The sequence below is a fragment of the Rhabdaerophilum sp. SD176 genome, from assembly GCF_030143245.1.
Lineage (GTDB): Bacteria > Pseudomonadota > Alphaproteobacteria > Rhizobiales > Beijerinckiaceae > Rhabdaerophilum.
Map to the genome: position 1 here is coordinate 17,636 of NZ_JARJNS010000010.1, position 16,711 is coordinate 34,346.

Here is a 16,711-nt window from a genome sequence, read left to right on the forward strand (position 1 = left end):
ATGGCAGAAGCGCTACAGGATTTTCTTTATTCCCACCGGGCAAAGCCGTTCACGGCCTCGCTCGATCTGCGCCTGACCGCCACGAGCCTGAGCGCCGAGCGCGGCCGCTCGCAGCAGACCTATCCACTCGACCGGATCGAGCGGATCCGGCTCTATTTCAGTCCGCGCAATTCCGCCCGCCAGGTCTTTGTCTGCGAGGTTCGCGCGGCAGACGGGGCCTCGGTGCGCTTCGACAATCTCAGCTGGATCTCGCTGGTCCAGACCGAGCGGCTCGATCAGGGCTTCCGCCGCTTTGTCCTTGAACTCATCGCCCGTGCGGCCGCGAAGAACCCGGGGCTGAAGCTCGAATGTGGCATTTCGTTCCTCCGCTACCGGCTGATGCAGGGCGCCGGATTCGGCCTGCTGGCAGCGCTCGTGGCCAGTGCCGGCCTCGCTGCCTCGAACGGCTCCAGCCTCGTGGCCTTGGCCTGCCTCGGCCTTGCGGTCTATTTCGGCTTCTGGCTGACGAGCTTCCTGACGCGCAACCGGCCGGGAAGCTTTCCGGCCGATGCCGTGCCCGACAGGGTGCTTCCTGCCGCCCCTATTGCCGGATGACGAGCACCGAGCAGGTGGCGTGCCGGACGATGGTGGTCGCGAACGAACCGACCAGATAGGTGGCCAGCGTCGGCCAGTGCGAACCGCAGACGATCAGGTCGGAATGGCTGTCGCCGGCTTCGGCCACCACCTCGTGATAGACACCGCCATGGCGCACGGCCGTGGAAACCCGCCCGGCCGGCAGACCCAGCCCCTCGGCGAGGCCGCGCAACTCCGCCTCGACGCGCTCCTTCTCCTGTGTCTCGAATTCCGGTGCGACATACTCCATGTAGCTCGCCGGCACGACCGGCATCACGTAGAGCAGGCGGATATCGGCATCCCAAGAGGCCGCAAGGCCCTTGGCCGCATCAAGGGCCGATTTCGTGATGGCCGCTTCGTTGAGATCAACGGGAACGAGAATCTTCTTGAACATGGCATGGTCCTCCGGGAGGGCACCACCCTGGTGCCCGGACACTTGGAAACCGTAGACCCGCCGCGCCCGCTCCGCTTTGCTCAGGATCAAGCGATCAGGGACAAGAAAGCGATCCCGGACAAGAAAACAATTGACGCCACCCCGGCATCGGCGTGATCTCGCGGCAACATCTCCCGCTCCCGCGAGTCCCCATGTCCGCGATCGACCCTTCCGCCGCACCCCCGGCCTCTTTCCTGGCCCGGATGCGCAGCCAACCGCTCTATTTCCTGATGGCTCTGGCCTTCATCAACATGTTCGGCTTTGCCGGCTGGCAGACCTTGTTCAACAATTTCGCCAAGGAAGCAGCCGGGTTCACCGGCGCCGAGATCGGCCTCGCCCAGACCATCCGGGAAATCCCCGGCTTCCTCGCCTTCACCGCCATCTTCTGGTTCCTGGTGATGCGCGAGCAGGTCGTGGCCTATGTCTCGCTGCTGATCCTTGCCGGGGGGATTGCCCTGACCGGCTTCTATCCCGGGTTGACCGGCCTGCTGGTCACCACCTTCATCATGTCGGTGGGGTTCCACTATTTCGAGACGGTCAACCAGTCGCTCTCGCTGCAGCTCTTCCCGAAAAAGGATGCGCCCCGGATGATCGGCCGCGTGGCCGGAGCCGCCGCCTCGGCGCAATTCCTGGTCTATGGCGGGCTCGCCCTGCTCTGGTGGGCCGGCTACCAGAGCTTCCCCCTGCTGTTCGGGCTGATCGGCCTGGTCTGCATGGGCCTGACCATCCTCTGCCTGGGCTTTTTCGCAAAGTTTGACGGCGACGTGCCGCAACGCAAGACGATCGTGCTCCGCCGGCGCTACTGGCTCTATTATGCATTGACCTTCATGAATGGCGCGCGCCGGCAGATCTTCACCGCCTTTGCCGGGTTCCTGCTGGTCGAACGGTTCGGCTTCCGCGTGCCCGATATCGCGCTGCTGATGCTTGTCACCTCGGCGCTCAACACCTTCGCCGCGCCACGCCTCGGCGCGCTGGTGGGAATCTGGGGCGAAAGGCGGACGATTGCCTTCGAGAACATCACGCTGATCGTGGTCTTTCTCGGCTATGCCATGGCCAGCGCCGGCTGGTTCGCCGCGATGCTGTTCGTGATCGACGGGATTTTCTCGACGCTGGTCATCGCCCAGCGCACCTATATGCAGAAGATCGGCGATCCGGCGGATATGGCCCCGACGGCGGCCTGCGCCTTCACGATCAACCATATCGCCGCCGTGGTGATTCCGGTGACGTTCGGGCTGATCTGGCTGAAGAATCCGAGCTTCGTCTTCATGCTCGGGGCCGGTATCGCAACCACCTCGCTGCTGCTCTCGTTCCTCGTCCCGCATGATCCGGGCCCGGGCAACGAGACAACCCTCAGCCGCCCCGAGCCCGGCGTGGCGCCGCGCCCGGCGGAGTGACGCTTCAGAACCGCGTGGTGAATTCCACCAGCCAGTCCGGCATGGCGTTGACCAGCCCGGCCTCGATCCGCTTGTCGAGGCCGGTCAGGATCATCAGCCCCATGGCGAGAAAAACCAGCGCGAAGACAAGCTTGCCCCGGCCCGAGGTGGCGAAGCCCATCAGGGCAGCCTTGCGGCGGCCGAGCGCCTCCCGCGTGCCATAGGCCAGCGCAAGCATCACGCTCGACGCGCCCAGCGAGAAGAAGGCCATGGCGATCGCCGCCTGCAACACGGTGCCGGTCTGCGCCGCGAGGCCGATCGCCGCGAAAAGGCTGGGCCCGGCGCAGGGACTCCAGACGGCACCAAGCAGCAGGCCGGTTACAAATTGTCCCTGCGGGCCGGACAGAGCCAGCCGGTCCAGCAACCCGGAGGCCCGGTCGGCCAAGGGGCCGAGGCCGGTGGCAAAGACCGTCTGCCCCTGCGGGACGAGCATCGCGGCGCCGATCACGATCATGATGATGGCCCCGGTGATCCGGATCCCGTCCTGTGACAGGCCGATCGCCGGGCCGATCGAGGCGATCAGCGTTCCCAGCACCGTGAAGGAGACACTCAGCCCCGCCATCAGCCAGAGCGGCCCCGCCCTGCCCTCGCGCAGCGCCGTGGCCAGCACGAAGGGGATCATCGGCAGCACGCAGGGATTGAGCGTGGTCAGCGCTCCGGCGAGATAGGCGAGAAACAGGGTCTGCATGATTGGCCCTCCCGGGAGCTGTTTCCCGAGCCAGACCCCATCCGGCCTGTCACCGGCAAATCACGACCGCGTGTCGCGGCGCCTCAGGCCTGCCGCGCCGGCGTATGGACGACAAGCCCGTCCAGCGCATCCGAGACCTTGATCTGGCAGGAAAGCCGTGAATTGGGCCGGACATCGAAGGCGAAATCCAGCATGTCCTCTTCCATCGGGGCTGCAGCTCCGACAGCCGCTACCCAGGCCTCGTCGACATAGACATGGCAGGTCGCGCAGGCACAGGCCCCGCCGCATTCCGCCTCGATTCCGGGGATCGAGTTGCGGATGGCAGTTTCCATCACGGTGGCGCCATTCTCCGCATTGGCACTGCGATGGGTTCCCGAGGAATCGACGAAGGTAATCTTGGCCATGCCCTGCTCCGACTGACGAAAGGTCAGCGGGGAATAGGACGCCCCGCGCCAGTTGACGAGGGGGGAGAGGCAAAAAAACCTGTTATGCGGCCTGCTGGACATCCTCGATGGCAACGATGGCGGCCCGGATTGCAAGGCCCAGCCGCTCGATCGCGCCCCGCCAGCTGGCCTCCGTTGCCTCGAACAGGGCCTCGCAGGCCTCCGCCTCGGTGGCGACATGCCACGCACCGACGGACCGTGCTGACCCCTTGAGCGTATGCGCGAGTTCGAGACGCGGCTTGCCCGGTGGCGTCAGTTCCATCTGCGTCAGGATCGAGCGCGCCTGGACGACGAAGAGGTTCAGCACCTCGCGCTCCAGGCTGCGATCCCCCAAAGTCTGCCGCGCGAGATGCACGAGATCGATCGGTCGTTCGAATGATGCCGCGGCGTATTCGCCGGGAATCCCGCCTTTATGGTGCATGAAACCCAAATCCCCGTTCCAGGCTGCTTGCCTCTGCCGGCAGGATGGCGCTCCACCCGTTAATGGCCGGCGAAATGCTTGCCATTCGGCGGGATGTCCTTCGAACAGGGTGACGAGGGCGTTAACGAAGTTTGCAGATCGTTAACAGTTTGTGTTTCCGTTCGCGCTGCGGAAAAGTAAACTGCTGTCCAACTGGTGGAATGCCCGGTTTTTCCGGGCGTGGCCGTCGCGCTGTCCGACGGGTGGTCCGGCACGGCGACTGAAGGGTGATCGGGAATGTCGACACACAAGAAAAGCAAGGATCCGGCCGAGGCCGCCTTTTCGGCAATCGAGGAGGCCCTGGGCATTTCTTCCGGCCCTGCCGACGGCACACCCCCCGCGGAAGACAAGGCGGCTGACGGCACGCCCCGACTGCCGCGCGTCGAGGATCTCGACATCTTCAAGCCGGTCGAGCCTGAGAGTGCCACGCCTGAAGCGACGGCTCCGGTTGCAAAGGCCGGCGACAAGGCAGCCGAGCGCAAGGCGCCGGACGTGAAGGCCGAGACCCGGGCCGAAACAAAGGCGCCGGACATCAAGGTGCCCGACGCCCCTGCTGCGAAGACGGCCGCGCCCGCTGCCGAAGCCCCCGTCGAGGCGAAGCCGGCAACCCCTGATCTTGTGGCCGAGCGCGACGCGGCAGCCAAACCCGCCAGCGACAATGCCGTCCTCGCCGGCGTGAAGGCTCGCCGGCAGGCCAACCAGCAGATCCCGCCGCCGCCTTCCATGCCGGAACGCCTCGAGCCCGAGGAAACCGCGCCGCGGCCGGCCGCCCGAAGCGGACGCACGGCGCCGGTCCTGCCCGCCAATGACGACATGCGCGCCACGGTGGCCGAACTCCTCCAGCCGCTGAACGAGGCCGCACCGCGTGGCCCGCTCGTGCTGGCCACCCTGCTTTCCGCGCTCTGGCTCGGCGGGGCAGGATTCCTGTTCTCGCGGCCGGATGGCTTCCTGCTTGATGCAGCCGGCGCGCTGCGCAGCGGGATCGAAGGCACGCTGGTTCTCGCTGCGCTTGCCGTTATCGTCCCCGTCCTCTTCTTCTTCACGATGGCGATCCTGCAGCGCCGCTCGCGCGAACTGAAGACGTCGGCCCGCGTCATGGCCACGGTGGCCGCGCGGCTTGCCGAACCGGAAGTGGCCGGTGCCGAAACCGTCTTTACCCTGGGCCAGGCGGTCCGGCGGGAAGTCTCCTCGATCGGTGATGGCATCGAACGGGCCGTTTCGCGTGCGGGCGAGCTGGAAAGCCTCGTCCATGGCGAGGTGACCGCGCTCGAACGCTCCTATGCCGACAACGAATACAAGATGCGCGCCCTCGTGAACGAGCTCTCGGCCGAGCGCGAGGCGATCATGGCCACGGCCGAGCGCATCCGCGCGACGATCGAGGCCGCCCATCACGGCTTCTCGGCCGATATCACCAAGGCGAGCGGCTCGATCTCCTCGGCCATCGAGGATGCCGGCGGGCGCGTCAGCTTCCTGATCGGCGGCAAGCAGGACGAGATCGTCGCCACGCTCGACCGCACCGCCCTGCATCTCGGTGATCTCATCTCCGAGCGCACGAAGGAACTCGCCGGCCAGCTGGGCAGCGTCACCCGGGAAACCGGGGACATGCTGGTCCAGGCCCGCTCCGAGCTGGTCAACGAGCTCAGCCGCACCGGGCAGGAACTGGTCGGCGAGATCAACCAGACCTCGGCCAGCTTCACCGGAACGCTGATCGAGCATACCCGCAACGCGACGGCGGCGATCGAGGATGTCTCGGCCCAGACCACCGAAGCCCTCCGCATGGCGACGTCCGGCCTCGTGAACGAGTTCCAGGACGTCGGCTCCATGACCGTCCGCGCGCTGAGCGAGGTGGCCGATACCTCCACCCGCACCCTGCGCGAAGTGGCCGACAGTTCCACGATGACCCTGCGGGAAGCCTCCGAGGAATCAACCGCCACCTTCCGGGAAACAAGCTCGGAAATCGTCAACGCGCTGACCCTTGCGGCCGATTCCTCGACCCGCATGATGCAGGAAACGAGCGAGACCACCGCCACCCGGCTCATCGAGGCCAGCAACCAGGCGACGACGGTTTTCCGGGACGTGTCGGAAAACGCGACCATGCGATTCCAGCACGTCGCTGTGGAATCCACCCGCAATATCGAGGAAAGCCTCCAGAATTCGACGGCCGCCTTCCGCGAGGCCGGCCTGGCCCTCAAGACCGAGTTCGACGAGACCGCCGCCATCGTCAATTCGGCCTTCTCCGAGAATGGCCGCTCGATCATGGAGACGGTCGGCGCCCGCGCCATCGAGATCAACGAGGCCATGCGGAATGCCTCGAGCGAGCTGATCGAAGCGATGGAAAACCGCGGCATGGAAGCCAGCCGGATCATCGAGGAACAGGGCACGCGGGTGGCGGAAACCATCATCCTGCGCGGCACGGAGCTATCCGAACGCCTTCTCGGCGGCGCCAGTTCGCTGGAATCGACCCTGCGCGAGAATGCCGGCCTGATCGAGACCAATCTCGATTCCGGCACGGCCCGCCTTGCCGATATCCTGACGCATCACGCCGAGGGCATGAACCGCACGCTGGGCGATGCAACGGAGATGCTCGGCAACACGATGCAGGCCAAGACCAACCTCGTTGAGGCGCATCTCGACAACTCGACCAACCGCATTGCTACCCTGTTCGACAGCCAGGCCAAGACGCTGGCCGGCAATGTCGAGCAGATGATCGGCTCGATCGAGGACGCTCTCAAGAGCCAGACCAGCAACCTCGAATCAACCCTCGTCGAACGCGGGATCTCGCTGGCCGACCTGATCTCGACCCGGATCACGCAGGCCAACGAAGCCTTCGGCATCGCGTCGGAAAGCCTCGCCACGCTGATCACCGAGCGGACGCAGGAAGCCAGCAGCGGCCTGCGCGAGGAAATCGCCACGTTTGGCGCCGCTTTCCAGCAGGAAGCGACGAGCGCCACCGAACGCCTGGCCAATTCCGGCCGCGAGGTGGTGCAGGCCATCTCGACCCATGGCGCGCGCGTCAACGAGGCGCTGGCCAACAATGCCGTCCGCCTGTCGGAAAGCGTCAACGACCGGACCGCCGGCCTGAGCGAGAAGTTCGAGGCCTTCGAACGCATCTTCGTCGAGAAGGCGGATTCGCTGGAATCGACGGTTGTGAACCGTTCTGCCCTGCTCACCGAAACCCTGCAGGAGCGGACCGGCGACGTCACCAAGACGCTCGAAAGCCTACTGAACCGCATCGAAGTCGGCCTCGACAGCCGCGCGAAATCGCTCGGCGATGTTCTGGCCCTGCGCACGATCGAGCTGACCAAGGTCATCAACGAGAGCGGTTCGGAAATCGGCGGTTCGTTCGAAAGCCGGATCAAGATTTTCGAGGAGAAAGTGGTCCAGCCGCTCTCCAGCCAGATCGGCGAACTGGAAAGCCGCACCGATGGCGCCGCCTCGCGCATCACCGACCGCATCAACCAGAGCGCGGAATCCCTCCTCGTCCGCGCTGGCGAGGTGGAGCGCAGCCTGACGACGTTGAGCCGCGATGTCGGCGGCGAGCTGATCGCCCGCGCCGAAGCGCTCTCGACGGCCCTGGCCGGCAAGACAGAGGAGATGGCGCAGGCTTTCGATACGCGCAGCGGCAGCTTCCTGAAATCGCTCGATGCCCGCTCCAAGACGCTGCTGGCCGGGATGGAAAGCGCCACCGGCGAACTGACCGAACGCGTCACCCGCTCGCTCAACGAGCTCAATGCCGCCATCAGCTCCGGTTCGGAAACGTCGCTCGGCCATATTATCGAGGCCAATGACAAGCTCAGGAATGAGGTGTCGGGCCTGCTGGGCCGCCTGACCGATGCGAACCAGCTGCTGAGCACGATTGTCGGCTCGGCCAGCCAGAGCCTCGGCGAGGTCGAGGCCCGGATCGCGGACCGTATCCGCGGTCTCGAAGCCACCCTGGCTGCGATCCTCTCGGCCTCCCGCGAGGGATCGGATGCGCTGGCGCTCAAGGTCGAGGCCATCCGCAATGCCTCCGGCGACGTGCTCAATCACAGCGAGACGATTGCCCGCAGCCTCGAGGAACGGACCGGAGCCCTGCAGACCCTGACCGGCAATCTCGCCAGCACCCAGACGCAGATCACCCGGATGCTCGCCGAACGCCAGGAGGCCTTCGAGGCGCTTGCCGGAACGCTCGAGAACCGCGTCGAGGATATCGACTCGATGCTGCGCTCCTTCTCGGCTCTGGTCGAGGAGCAGCTCGGCAGCGCCCAGGCCAAGGCCCGCGAGGCCAGCACGCTGGTCCACGAAACGGCCGAAACCGCTGCCAATGCCATTGGAACGCAGTTCGAGCGCGTGCGCATCGAAAGCGGCAAGGAGCGCGAACGGACATCCGCGAGCCTGCGTGCCGCCTATGAGCAGGCCAATACGGAAATGACGACGTTGTTCCAGCGCGCGCTGGAAGGCTTCGGCGCTACGGCGCAGCAATTCCGGCAGGCCTCCCAGGAGATCCAGCGCGAACTTGAGACGACCCGTCAGGTCCTCCAGACTGGCGGTCTCGAAATCCCGCGGGAGGCCCGCGAGGCCAGCACAAACCTTCGTCGCGTTGTTTCCGACCAGGTCCGCGCGCTGAACGAACTCAGCGACATCGTCCAGCGCTCGGGCGCCGGGCTCGACACGGCCCAGCCGTCAGCCTTGCGCCGCGCCGAGCCGGAACCGCCGCGGCTGGCAACGCCGGCCTTCCGCCCGGAACCCCCGCCGCCGCCGCGGCCCGAACTGCGCCCGCAGCGGCCGCTGGCCCCGCAGCCCGCACCGCCCCGCCAGGGCGGGTCATGGCTCAGCGGCCTCCTCGAGCGCGCCTCCGATGACGAGGCGCCGATGCCCGGTGCCCGTTCGCGTGCGCCGGACCAGCCCTCTGCCAGCCGGATCGAATCGCTGGATTCGCTCTCGGTCGACATCGCCCGGATGATCGATCACGAAGCGGCGGTCGACCTGTGGGAGCGGTATCGCAAGGGCGAGCGCAACGTCTTCACGCGGCGCCTCTACACGATGCAGGGGCAGGAAGCCTACGAGGATATCCGCCGCCGCTACCGCCGGGATAACGAGTTCCGCAAGACGGTGGATGCCTATGTCGACCAGTTCGAGCGCCTGCTCGGCGAAGTGGCCGGCGATGACCGGGACTCGCTGGTCGCGCGCACCTACCTCACCTCGGAAACCGGCAAGGTCTACACCATGCTGGCCCATGCGGCCGGTCGGTTCGACAGCTGACCGGACAGGCCGGGGACGGGTGAACCCGGAAACAGGCGGCTGCGGCCGTCCCCCGAAATGAAAAAGGGCGGCTTCGGCCGCCCTTGGCATGTCTGGAGATGGGCGGCTGCGGCCGCCCCTCGAAGGCGGTTCCATGCCCCCGCTTCAGGCGCCGCAAGCGCTGTCTGATTGTTAGGACAATCAGCCAAAACCTGTCCGGTATTCCGACAGGGTTGGCATCCGCGTCGCTCGGCAAGGTCAGGCCTCGCACCAGACTGGCGGCGCTCAGATGCGGGCGGAAACCCAGCGCACGATATCGCGCAGCAGCGCCTGGTTGGCCACGTCGAGCGCCGCTGTCGCGGCCGCGCCGGAAACGCCGCCACCGGCCACGCGCTGGGAGAAGACCTGCCCGGCCAGGATCCGGCCGGAGCGGTCATTGACGATCTTCACCGACACCTCGACCACGGCCTCGCCGGTCCGCTCATCGAGCCCGAACCGGCGGATCTCGGAATTCAGCTGCGCCGCCGGCACCAGCCGGTCACCCGGACGGCCGACCGCCTGGATACGTTTGCCATTCTCGAATGTCTGGATCAGCCGCACCTGCAACAGCTTCGGCAGGCGGTCGGCCCATTGTGCATCCGGAAGATAGGCAATGCTGCCCTCGCGCGTGGTGATGACAATGCGCGGCGAATCGAAGGCCTGCAGCGCCAGCGGCTCGGCCACGACAAGAAGGCCGCGGCCCCGGCCCGAAGCGCCGATATCGCCGGGAGCCGTCAGGTCATAGGTGGTCGGCGCTGCGCCGGATGCGCAGCCCGCCAGCAGCAGGCCCAGAGCGGCAATGCGCAAGAACGCTCCCGCCTTCTTCCCCGAAACCAATCGCACGCGACCAACCATTCCCAAGCCCTACCGCCTGTATTCGGGGATATTGGATTGGCCGCCAAAGAGCAATTGCGAAGGGTTTCGCTCCAGCGAGCGCACCGCCCGGGAGAGATCGGAAACTGCCTTGCGCGATTCGGCGGCCAGCGCCTCGATATCCCGGAGGCCCGGCCCGGTGAAGCGGTTGATGCCAGCCGTGATCTCGGTGGTCCGCTTGTCGAGATTGGCCGCCAGCACACGGATGCTCTTCGCAGTCTCGGCAATCTCGCTCATCAGCCCGGACATCTGTCCGTCCTGGCCCGAGCCAAGGAACTTCTCGGCACCGGCCATCACATTGTCGAGCCGGTTCGCTGCCTGGCCGACCTTTTCGGTGATGCGGCCGATCTCCCGGATTGTCTGGTCAACACCTTCGGCATTGCGGCCGAGCGCATCGGAGAATTTCTGCACACCATCCAGTGTGCCGGCAATCTTCTGGCTGTCCAGCGCGCGGGCGACGCGCGAAATCTCGTCCAGCGCGGTATCCAGCTTGCCGGCACTGGCGTTGAGCGACTTCGCCAGTTGCGCGGTATCGTTGAGCAGGGCCGTGACGTTCTGCCGCCCATCACCGAGGGCTTCCGAGAAGGCGGCAATGTTCCGCACGGCCCGGTTGACCTCGTTCGCATCCACTGCCCGGACCAGCCCTTCGGCCTGATCGACGAACCGTTCAAGCCGGAGCGAGAGCGAACCGACCTTCTGGCTCATCTCGCCGACATTGGCGAGGAAGGAGGCCACGCCGGAGGAATTGTCGGCGAGCGCCTTGGAAAAAGCCTCGACATTCTTCACCGTGGCGACGACGGACCCCTCGCTCTGAGCGAGAAGGCTGTCCGCCCGGGTGAGCACGGAATCGATCTTCCCGGAAAGCCGCTGCAGCGTCTCGAGAATATCCTGGTAGTCGGAGCGATCGGCGAAGAGCAGCGGCCGGCCACTGGGATCGGCACTGGTCAGGGCGGGCGCGTTGCCGGCGCCGCCGGTGAGTTGCACGGAGGCGACGCCGGTCAACCCCTGATATTCAAGGCGTGCCCGGGTATCGGTCCGGATCGGCGTCTGGCGATCGACCTCGATCGTGGCCATCACCTTGCCGGGATCGGCGGGCATGATCTCGATCGCGGTCACCTCACCGACCCGGAGCCCGTTGAACCGGACAACGGAACCTTTTGACAGGCCGGAAACCGACCCGACGAAGACAACGCGATAGGCGGAACGGTCACCGTTTTCGCCCGCACGCTTGAACCAGTAGACGAACCCGAAGGCACCGGCGATGACAGCCAGCGTGAAAAGCCCGACAAGGGCATAGTTCGCGCGGTTTTCCATCAGGCTCCCCGTTCCAGGACATCGTCAGGCCAGCGGATACCGGTTGCCCTGAAAATGCGTTTGAATTTCACGTTGTCCGGCCGCCGGCCGGTTGCGTGTAGAAATGGCTCGCGCGGGCGCGCGGTCCGTTGAAATACGCCTGGAGCCAGGGATGGGATTGCTTTTTCATCTCATCCAGTGGTCCGGTGTGAAGAACGCGGCCATCCCCGAGCGCGGCAATACGGTCACAGATGCCCGCAAGACTATCGAGATCATGCGTTACCATGAAAACGGTAAGGCCCAAAGTCTTCTGCAGGGTGGCGATCAACTCGTCGAAATCAGCTGCGCCGATCGGATCGAGGCCGGAAGTCGGCTCGTCGAGGAACACGATTTCAGGATCAAGCGCGAGAGCGCGGGCAAGCGCCGCGCGCTTGATCATGCCGCCGGAGAGTTCGGAGGGAAACCGCTCCGCAGCCTCGGGTTTCAGGCCGACAAGGCGCAGCTTCACCATGGCCATCTCGTCGAGCAGTGATTCCGAGAGATCGAGATATTCCCGCATCGGGAACTGGATGTTCTGCTTCACGGTGAGCGAGGAAAACAGCGCGCCGTGCTGGAACAGCACGCCCCAGCGGCGCTCGATCAGCCGGCGGCGCTGCGGGGTGAGCTGACCCATGTCATGCCCGAAGACCCGCACCCTGCCCTTCCGCTGATGGACAAGGCCGATGATCGTCCGCAGCAGGACGGATTTACCGGTGCCCGAAGCGCCGACAACGCCGAGGATCTCGCCCCTCCGGACATCCAGCTCCAGCCCGTCCATGATGAGCCTTTCGCCGAATCCCACCGTGAGATCCCGGATCTCGATGATCGGCAAGCCGAGTTCGGGCGGCGGATCGGGGCGTTCATTGGCGGGGGCGGGGCGGCTGAAAATGCTCATGCCCGCCTCAATAATTGATCGCTGCGAAGAACATCGCGAACATCCCGTCCACCACAATCACCACGAAGATGGACTTCACCACCGAAGCGGTTGTGTGGCTGCCGAGCGATTCCGCGCTGCCGCGGACGGCGAAGCCCTCGATGCACGCGATAAGCCCGATGACAAGCGCCATAAAGGGCGCCTTGATCATGCCGACCATGAAGGTGTTGAGCCCGATAGCGTTCTGCAGCCGCGAGAAGAACACATCCGAACTGACGCCCCCATAGAAGAAGGCGACCACGGCCCCGCCGGCAATGCCCGCCATGGCCGCGAGGAAGGTCAGGAGCGGCAGGGCGATCATCAGCGCGAGAATCCGCGGCACGACCAGCACCTCGAGCGGATCGAGCCCCATCGTCTGGAGGGCATCGACCTCCTCGCGCATCTTCATCGACCCCAGCTCGGCGGTGAAGGACGAACCGGACCGCCCGGCAATCATGATCGCCGTCAGCAGAACCGCCAGTTCGCGAAGCACGAGAATACCCAGCAGGTCAGCCACGAACTGCACGGTGCCGAAGGTTCTGAGCTGGAAGATCGATTGCTGGGCGATAATCGCCCCGACAAGGAACGAGATCAGCATGATGATCGGCACCGAGCGCAGGCCGACCCGCTCGAGCTGCGTGACGACCGAAGCGATGCGTAGCCGTGTCCGCCCGGTCAGCAGGCGCCCGAACGCGGCAACAACCGCGCCGAAAAAGGCGACGCCGTTCGACAGATCCCGTCCGGCATCCACCACCGCCTCGCCGACATCCGAAAGCATGTCATAGGCAGGTGCGAGGGAACGACGATCTCCGGCGGCCGGCGGCGGGGCGAAGGAGACTTCCTCGATGAGGATCTTCTGGCTTTCCGTGGCACCCTCGAGCCGGACGGACCGCCCCGCCTCGGCAAGCCGGCTGCATAGGCGGAACACGAGGTAGGCCCCGAGCGTGTCGAGCGACACGAGCCGGTCGAGGATCACGACAAGGGCTCCGTCATGATGCGCGGCAGCTTCGCCCATTTCGGCGACGAGCCTTTCCAGTGCATCGCCATGCGCAGCGTCCCACGAGCCGTCGAGCCGGATGATCCCTTCCCCGGCTTCCCCCTTCGCGAACTGGGCATGCGGTATGGCCATGGCACCCCGTGACGGCGCAGGCAGGAGCGCGCCATTTGTTAACGGAGAGCTAACATCCGCCTCCCGCAGCGGCAAGGACGGCAACGCCACAGCCACGGGACAACATACGCTAAGCGCCCATTAACTGTTTCAGGGCACGCTCGCGATCATGCGGGAATCACGCCCGGAAACCAGATATCTGCTTGCCCGGAGGGGGCGCGCATGTCGTCGATGATCGTCCAGCCGCCGGATCACGAGCACGCCTACGAGCAAATCGAGGCTGCTGTCATGGAAACGGCGCGTGGCCGCTGGTTCCTGCAGGAATATGCGCGGCGCAACCGCCAGGCCGATACGGTCATGGTCCTTGGCGCGATCGAGCGCCTGCAGCGTCATCTCATCGACACGCCCGCGCTGCCGGCACCGGCGCCGGTTGTCCATGCCGCCCAGCCCCTGCCCTACGAGCGGCTGCAGGGCGACATCATCGAAATGGCCCGCGCCATTGCCCGCGCCGAACGCGAGATCCGGCAGATCCGCCATGACGGCGTGACGGCCACGCAGTACAGCTCGGCCTCCGACGAACTCGACGCCGTGGTCGCAACCACGGAAAAGGCGACGTCCAGCATCCTCTCTGCCGCCGAGCGGATCCAGGAATATGCCTGGACGAAACGCGAGCAGCAGAGCGGTGATCTCGCCGATTGTGACATGCTCGATTCCTGCGCCACCGAAATCTACACCGCCTGCGGTTTCCAGGACCTGACGGCCCAGCGGATCCGCAAGGTCGTGGATGCCTTGCGCTTCCTTGACGAGCGGCTCAAGTCGATCCTCGAGGCCACCGGCCTTGCCGAGGATTTCCAGGCCGACGAGAAAATGATCGAGGAGCTTGACGCTCCGCCGCCGACGGTCCGCTCCTCCGATATCTGGATGAGCGATGCCAACCAGGCCGAGATCGACGATACGTTCGACTTCTTCGAACCCGCTGCCTCGACAGAGCCGACCATGGTCGGCGCGCATCTGCTCGATATCGAGGCCGAATCGCTGCCGGCCCCGGTCGCATCGGCCGCTCCGATGCCCGCCCCTGAACTCGAGCGCGACGCTTATGCCTCGCTCTCGACCGAGGAGCGGATCCGCGCTTTCCGGTAAACGCTCGGCGGCGCCATGCAGCGCCGGACATTGCCGAGGAATTCGCGCGCGCTTTCCCGCCAGCTGTAGCGGAGCGCGTGCTCGCGGCACACGTCGCGCGAGCAGGCCAGCGCCTGCCGTACAGCCGCGCCGAGATCAGTGTCGAGGGCCCCGACGGGCTTGCCGCCGATTACATCGAGCGGCCCGGTAACGGGGAAGGCCGCAACCGGCAGGCCAGAGGCCAACGCCTCGAGCAGCACAATCCCGAATGTATCGGTCAGGCTCGGAAAGACGAAGACATCGGCCGAGGCGTAGAGATCGGCGAGAGCTTCGCCCTCGCGGAGCCCGAGAAAATGGACATCGGGGAAGCGCGCCGCGAGGCTGGCCCGGGCCGGCCCATCGCCGATCACGACCTTTGAGCCCGGCAGATCCAGCGCAAGAAAGGCCTCGATGTTCTTCTCGACCGCGACGCGCCCCACGAACAGCGCGATCGGCCGCGGCAGATCGAGCACGCGCGGCCTGTCCGGTCGGAACAGGGTAGTATCGACCCCCCGGGACCAGCGCAGCAGTCGCTGGAAGCCCCGACCGGCAAGGTCAGCCTCGAGGCTTGCCGTGGAGACCATGATTCCGGCTGCAGCATTGTGGAAATGCCGCAGCATCGCATAGCTGAGCTTTTCGGGGACCGGCAGCCGCGCGGCGACATATTCCGGAAACTTGGTGTGATACGAGGTCGTGAAAGGCAGGTTCCGCTTCAGGCAATGGCGGCGTGCAAGGAGGCCGATCGGCCCTTCCGTGGCGATATGCAGGTGATCCGGCGCCTCGGCCTCGATCCGCCGGGCAATCTCGCCCGGCGAAACCACCGAAAGCCGGATTTCCGGATAGGTCGGCATGCGGAAACCGCGATAACCCTCCGGTGTCAGGAAACGAAGTTCGGCCCCGAGCGCCGGTGCCTCCCGCGCGACGGCATCGAGCGAGCGCACCACGCCGTTGACCTGCGGATGCCAGGCATCTGTCGCCACCAGAACCCGGAGCGGGCGGCCATCGATGGAGAATTCCCCGGCTTCGCTCATTCGGCCGCCTGGACGCTGAGTTCGGGCTCAAGCGTGGCCAGCGTCGCAAGATACGCCGCGCGGCGCTCGTTCCAGCGGATCAGCTCCAGTGCGCCGTCAAAATGTTCGACCAAAGCCGTGCAGCTCTCCACCCAGTCACCGGTATTCGCATAGCGGATGCCGAGCTTGTCATGCAGCGCGGCGGAATGGATATGCCCGCAGACGATCCCGTCCACGCGGCTGCGCTTGCCTTCATTGACCAGCACTTCCTCGAACCGGCCGATGAAATTGACGGCATTCTTCACCTTCGCCTTGGCCCAGCCGGAAAGCGACCAATAGGGGAAGCCGAGCTTGCGGCGGACGAGATTGAGGTACGTGTTCACGCCGAGCGCCAGCGTGTAGGCGCCATCCCCGAGGAAAGCGAGCCATTTCGCATGGCGCACCACCATGTCGAACTGGTCACCATGCAGCACGAGCAGGCGCTGGCCGGCGGCCGTTTCATGGACGACGCGGTCAAGAATCTCGATCCCGCCGAAATTGGTCCCGCAATAATCGCGCAGGAATTCATCATGATTGCCCGGCAGATAGATGATGCGGGCGCCTTTCCGCACCTTGCGGAGCAGCTTCTGGACGAGGTCGTTGTGGGGCTGCGGCCAGTGCCAGCGGGCCTTGAGACGCCAACCATCGACGATGTCACCGACGAGGTAGATCGTGTCGGCATCATAGGCCCGGAGGAACTCCAACAGCGCCTCGGCCTGGCAGCCACGGGTGCCGAGATGGATATCGGACAGGAAAAGGGTCCGCACCCGATAGGTGGAGGCTTCGTCCCGCGGGCGAATCAATTCGCGTTCTGAGTTACCTTCGGTCATCATGGCGCGCAGTATTCAGAAGCCTATAACAGATTGATGACGGGAAGCTCACGGACTTTCCCGCGCGCGTGGCGAGTTTCGGGTTTTCCCGGCCGCAACAACCGGCTAGGGTCCGATTCA

14 protein-coding genes are annotated in these 16,711 nt (G+C 65.5%); 4 read left to right on the forward strand and 10 right to left on the reverse strand.

The features are described from left to right. Entirely contained in the window at positions 1 to 594 is a 594-nt protein-coding gene (locus tag P0652_RS17835) for a hypothetical protein (RefSeq protein ID WP_284180245.1), read from the forward strand. Here P0652_RS17835 and P0652_RS17840 read toward each other — a convergent pair. Further along, entirely contained in the window at positions 581 to 1,006 is a 426-nt protein-coding gene (locus tag P0652_RS17840; protein WP_284180246.1) for a universal stress protein, read from the reverse strand. The genes P0652_RS17835 and P0652_RS17840 overlap by 14 nt on opposite strands. Before the next feature lie 191 nt (positions 1,007 to 1,197). Here P0652_RS17840 and P0652_RS17845 point away from each other — a divergent pair, with 191 nt between their 5' ends. Next, on the forward strand, positions 1,198 to 2,439 hold the full coding sequence (locus P0652_RS17845) for an MFS transporter (protein WP_284180247.1): 1,242 nt from the start codon (positions 1,198 to 1,200) through the stop codon (positions 2,437 to 2,439). A gap of 4 nt (positions 2,440 to 2,443) precedes the next feature. On the opposite strand, the gene P0652_RS17850 is transcribed toward P0652_RS17845, so the two are convergent. The 3 genes from P0652_RS17850 to P0652_RS17860 form a co-directional block, all read right to left on the reverse strand. Continuing rightward, entirely contained in the window at positions 2,444 to 3,166 is a 723-nt protein-coding gene (locus P0652_RS17850) for a cytochrome c biogenesis CcdA family protein (protein ID WP_284180248.1), read from the reverse strand. 83 nt (positions 3,167 to 3,249) lie between these two features. Further along, on the reverse strand, positions 3,250 to 3,570 hold the full coding sequence (locus P0652_RS17855; RefSeq protein ID WP_284180249.1) for a 2Fe-2S iron-sulfur cluster-binding protein: 321 nt from the start codon (positions 3,568 to 3,570) through the stop codon (positions 3,250 to 3,252). A gap of 82 nt (positions 3,571 to 3,652) precedes the next feature. Further along, positions 3,653 to 4,030 (reverse strand): Hpt domain-containing protein, encoded by a 378-nt coding sequence (locus tag P0652_RS17860; protein ID WP_284180250.1) that lies wholly within the window; start codon positions 4,028 to 4,030, stop codon positions 3,653 to 3,655. 276 nt (positions 4,031 to 4,306) lie between these two features. On the opposite strand from P0652_RS17860, the gene P0652_RS17865 reads away from it, so the two are divergent. Continuing rightward, on the forward strand, positions 4,307 to 9,310 hold the full coding sequence (locus P0652_RS17865; protein ID WP_284180251.1) for an apolipoprotein A-IV repeat region-like domain-containing protein: 5,004 nt from the start codon (positions 4,307 to 4,309) through the stop codon (positions 9,308 to 9,310). A 264-nt stretch (positions 9,311 to 9,574) separates the two neighbouring features. Here P0652_RS17865 and P0652_RS17870 read toward each other — a convergent pair whose 3' ends face one another. The 4 genes from P0652_RS17870 to P0652_RS17885 all read right to left on the reverse strand — a co-directional run bounded on the left by P0652_RS17870 (position 9,575) and on the right by P0652_RS17885 (position 13,575). Beyond that, a complete protein-coding gene (locus tag P0652_RS17870; RefSeq protein ID WP_284180252.1) occupies positions 9,575 to 10,135 on the reverse strand; it encodes an ABC-type transport auxiliary lipoprotein family protein in 561 nt (186 codons plus the stop codon). A 57-nt stretch (positions 10,136 to 10,192) separates the two neighbouring features. Beyond that, the gene (locus P0652_RS17875; RefSeq protein WP_284180253.1) at positions 10,193 to 11,515 is read right to left on the reverse strand and encodes an MCE family protein; all 1,323 of its coding nucleotides are present in this window, start codon (positions 11,513 to 11,515) and stop codon (positions 10,193 to 10,195) included. A gap of 67 nt (positions 11,516 to 11,582) precedes the next feature. Further along, on the reverse strand, positions 11,583 to 12,428 hold the full coding sequence (locus P0652_RS17880; protein WP_502947551.1) for an ABC transporter ATP-binding protein: 846 nt from the start codon (positions 12,426 to 12,428) through the stop codon (positions 11,583 to 11,585). A 7-nt stretch (positions 12,429 to 12,435) separates the two neighbouring features. Continuing rightward, entirely contained in the window at positions 12,436 to 13,575 is a 1,140-nt protein-coding gene (locus P0652_RS17885) for an MlaE family ABC transporter permease (RefSeq protein ID WP_284180254.1), read from the reverse strand. A gap of 201 nt (positions 13,576 to 13,776) precedes the next feature. Between P0652_RS17885 and P0652_RS17890 the strand changes: the two genes are divergently transcribed. Continuing rightward, entirely contained in the window at positions 13,777 to 14,694 is a 918-nt protein-coding gene (locus P0652_RS17890) for a hypothetical protein (protein WP_284180255.1), read from the forward strand. Here P0652_RS17890 and P0652_RS17895 read toward each other — a convergent pair. Together P0652_RS17895 and P0652_RS17900 are read right to left on the reverse strand one after the other, a co-directional pair. After that, positions 14,649 to 15,743 (reverse strand): glycosyltransferase family 4 protein, encoded by a 1,095-nt coding sequence (locus tag P0652_RS17895; protein ID WP_284180256.1) that lies wholly within the window; start codon positions 15,741 to 15,743, stop codon positions 14,649 to 14,651. The genes P0652_RS17890 and P0652_RS17895 overlap by 46 nt on opposite strands. Next, the gene (locus P0652_RS17900) at positions 15,740 to 16,591 is read right to left on the reverse strand and encodes a UDP-2,3-diacylglucosamine diphosphatase (protein WP_284180313.1); all 852 of its coding nucleotides are present in this window, start codon (positions 16,589 to 16,591) and stop codon (positions 15,740 to 15,742) included. Before P0652_RS17900 ends, P0652_RS17895 begins: the two co-directional genes overlap by 4 nt. Between the last annotated feature and the right edge of the window lie 120 nt (positions 16,592 to 16,711).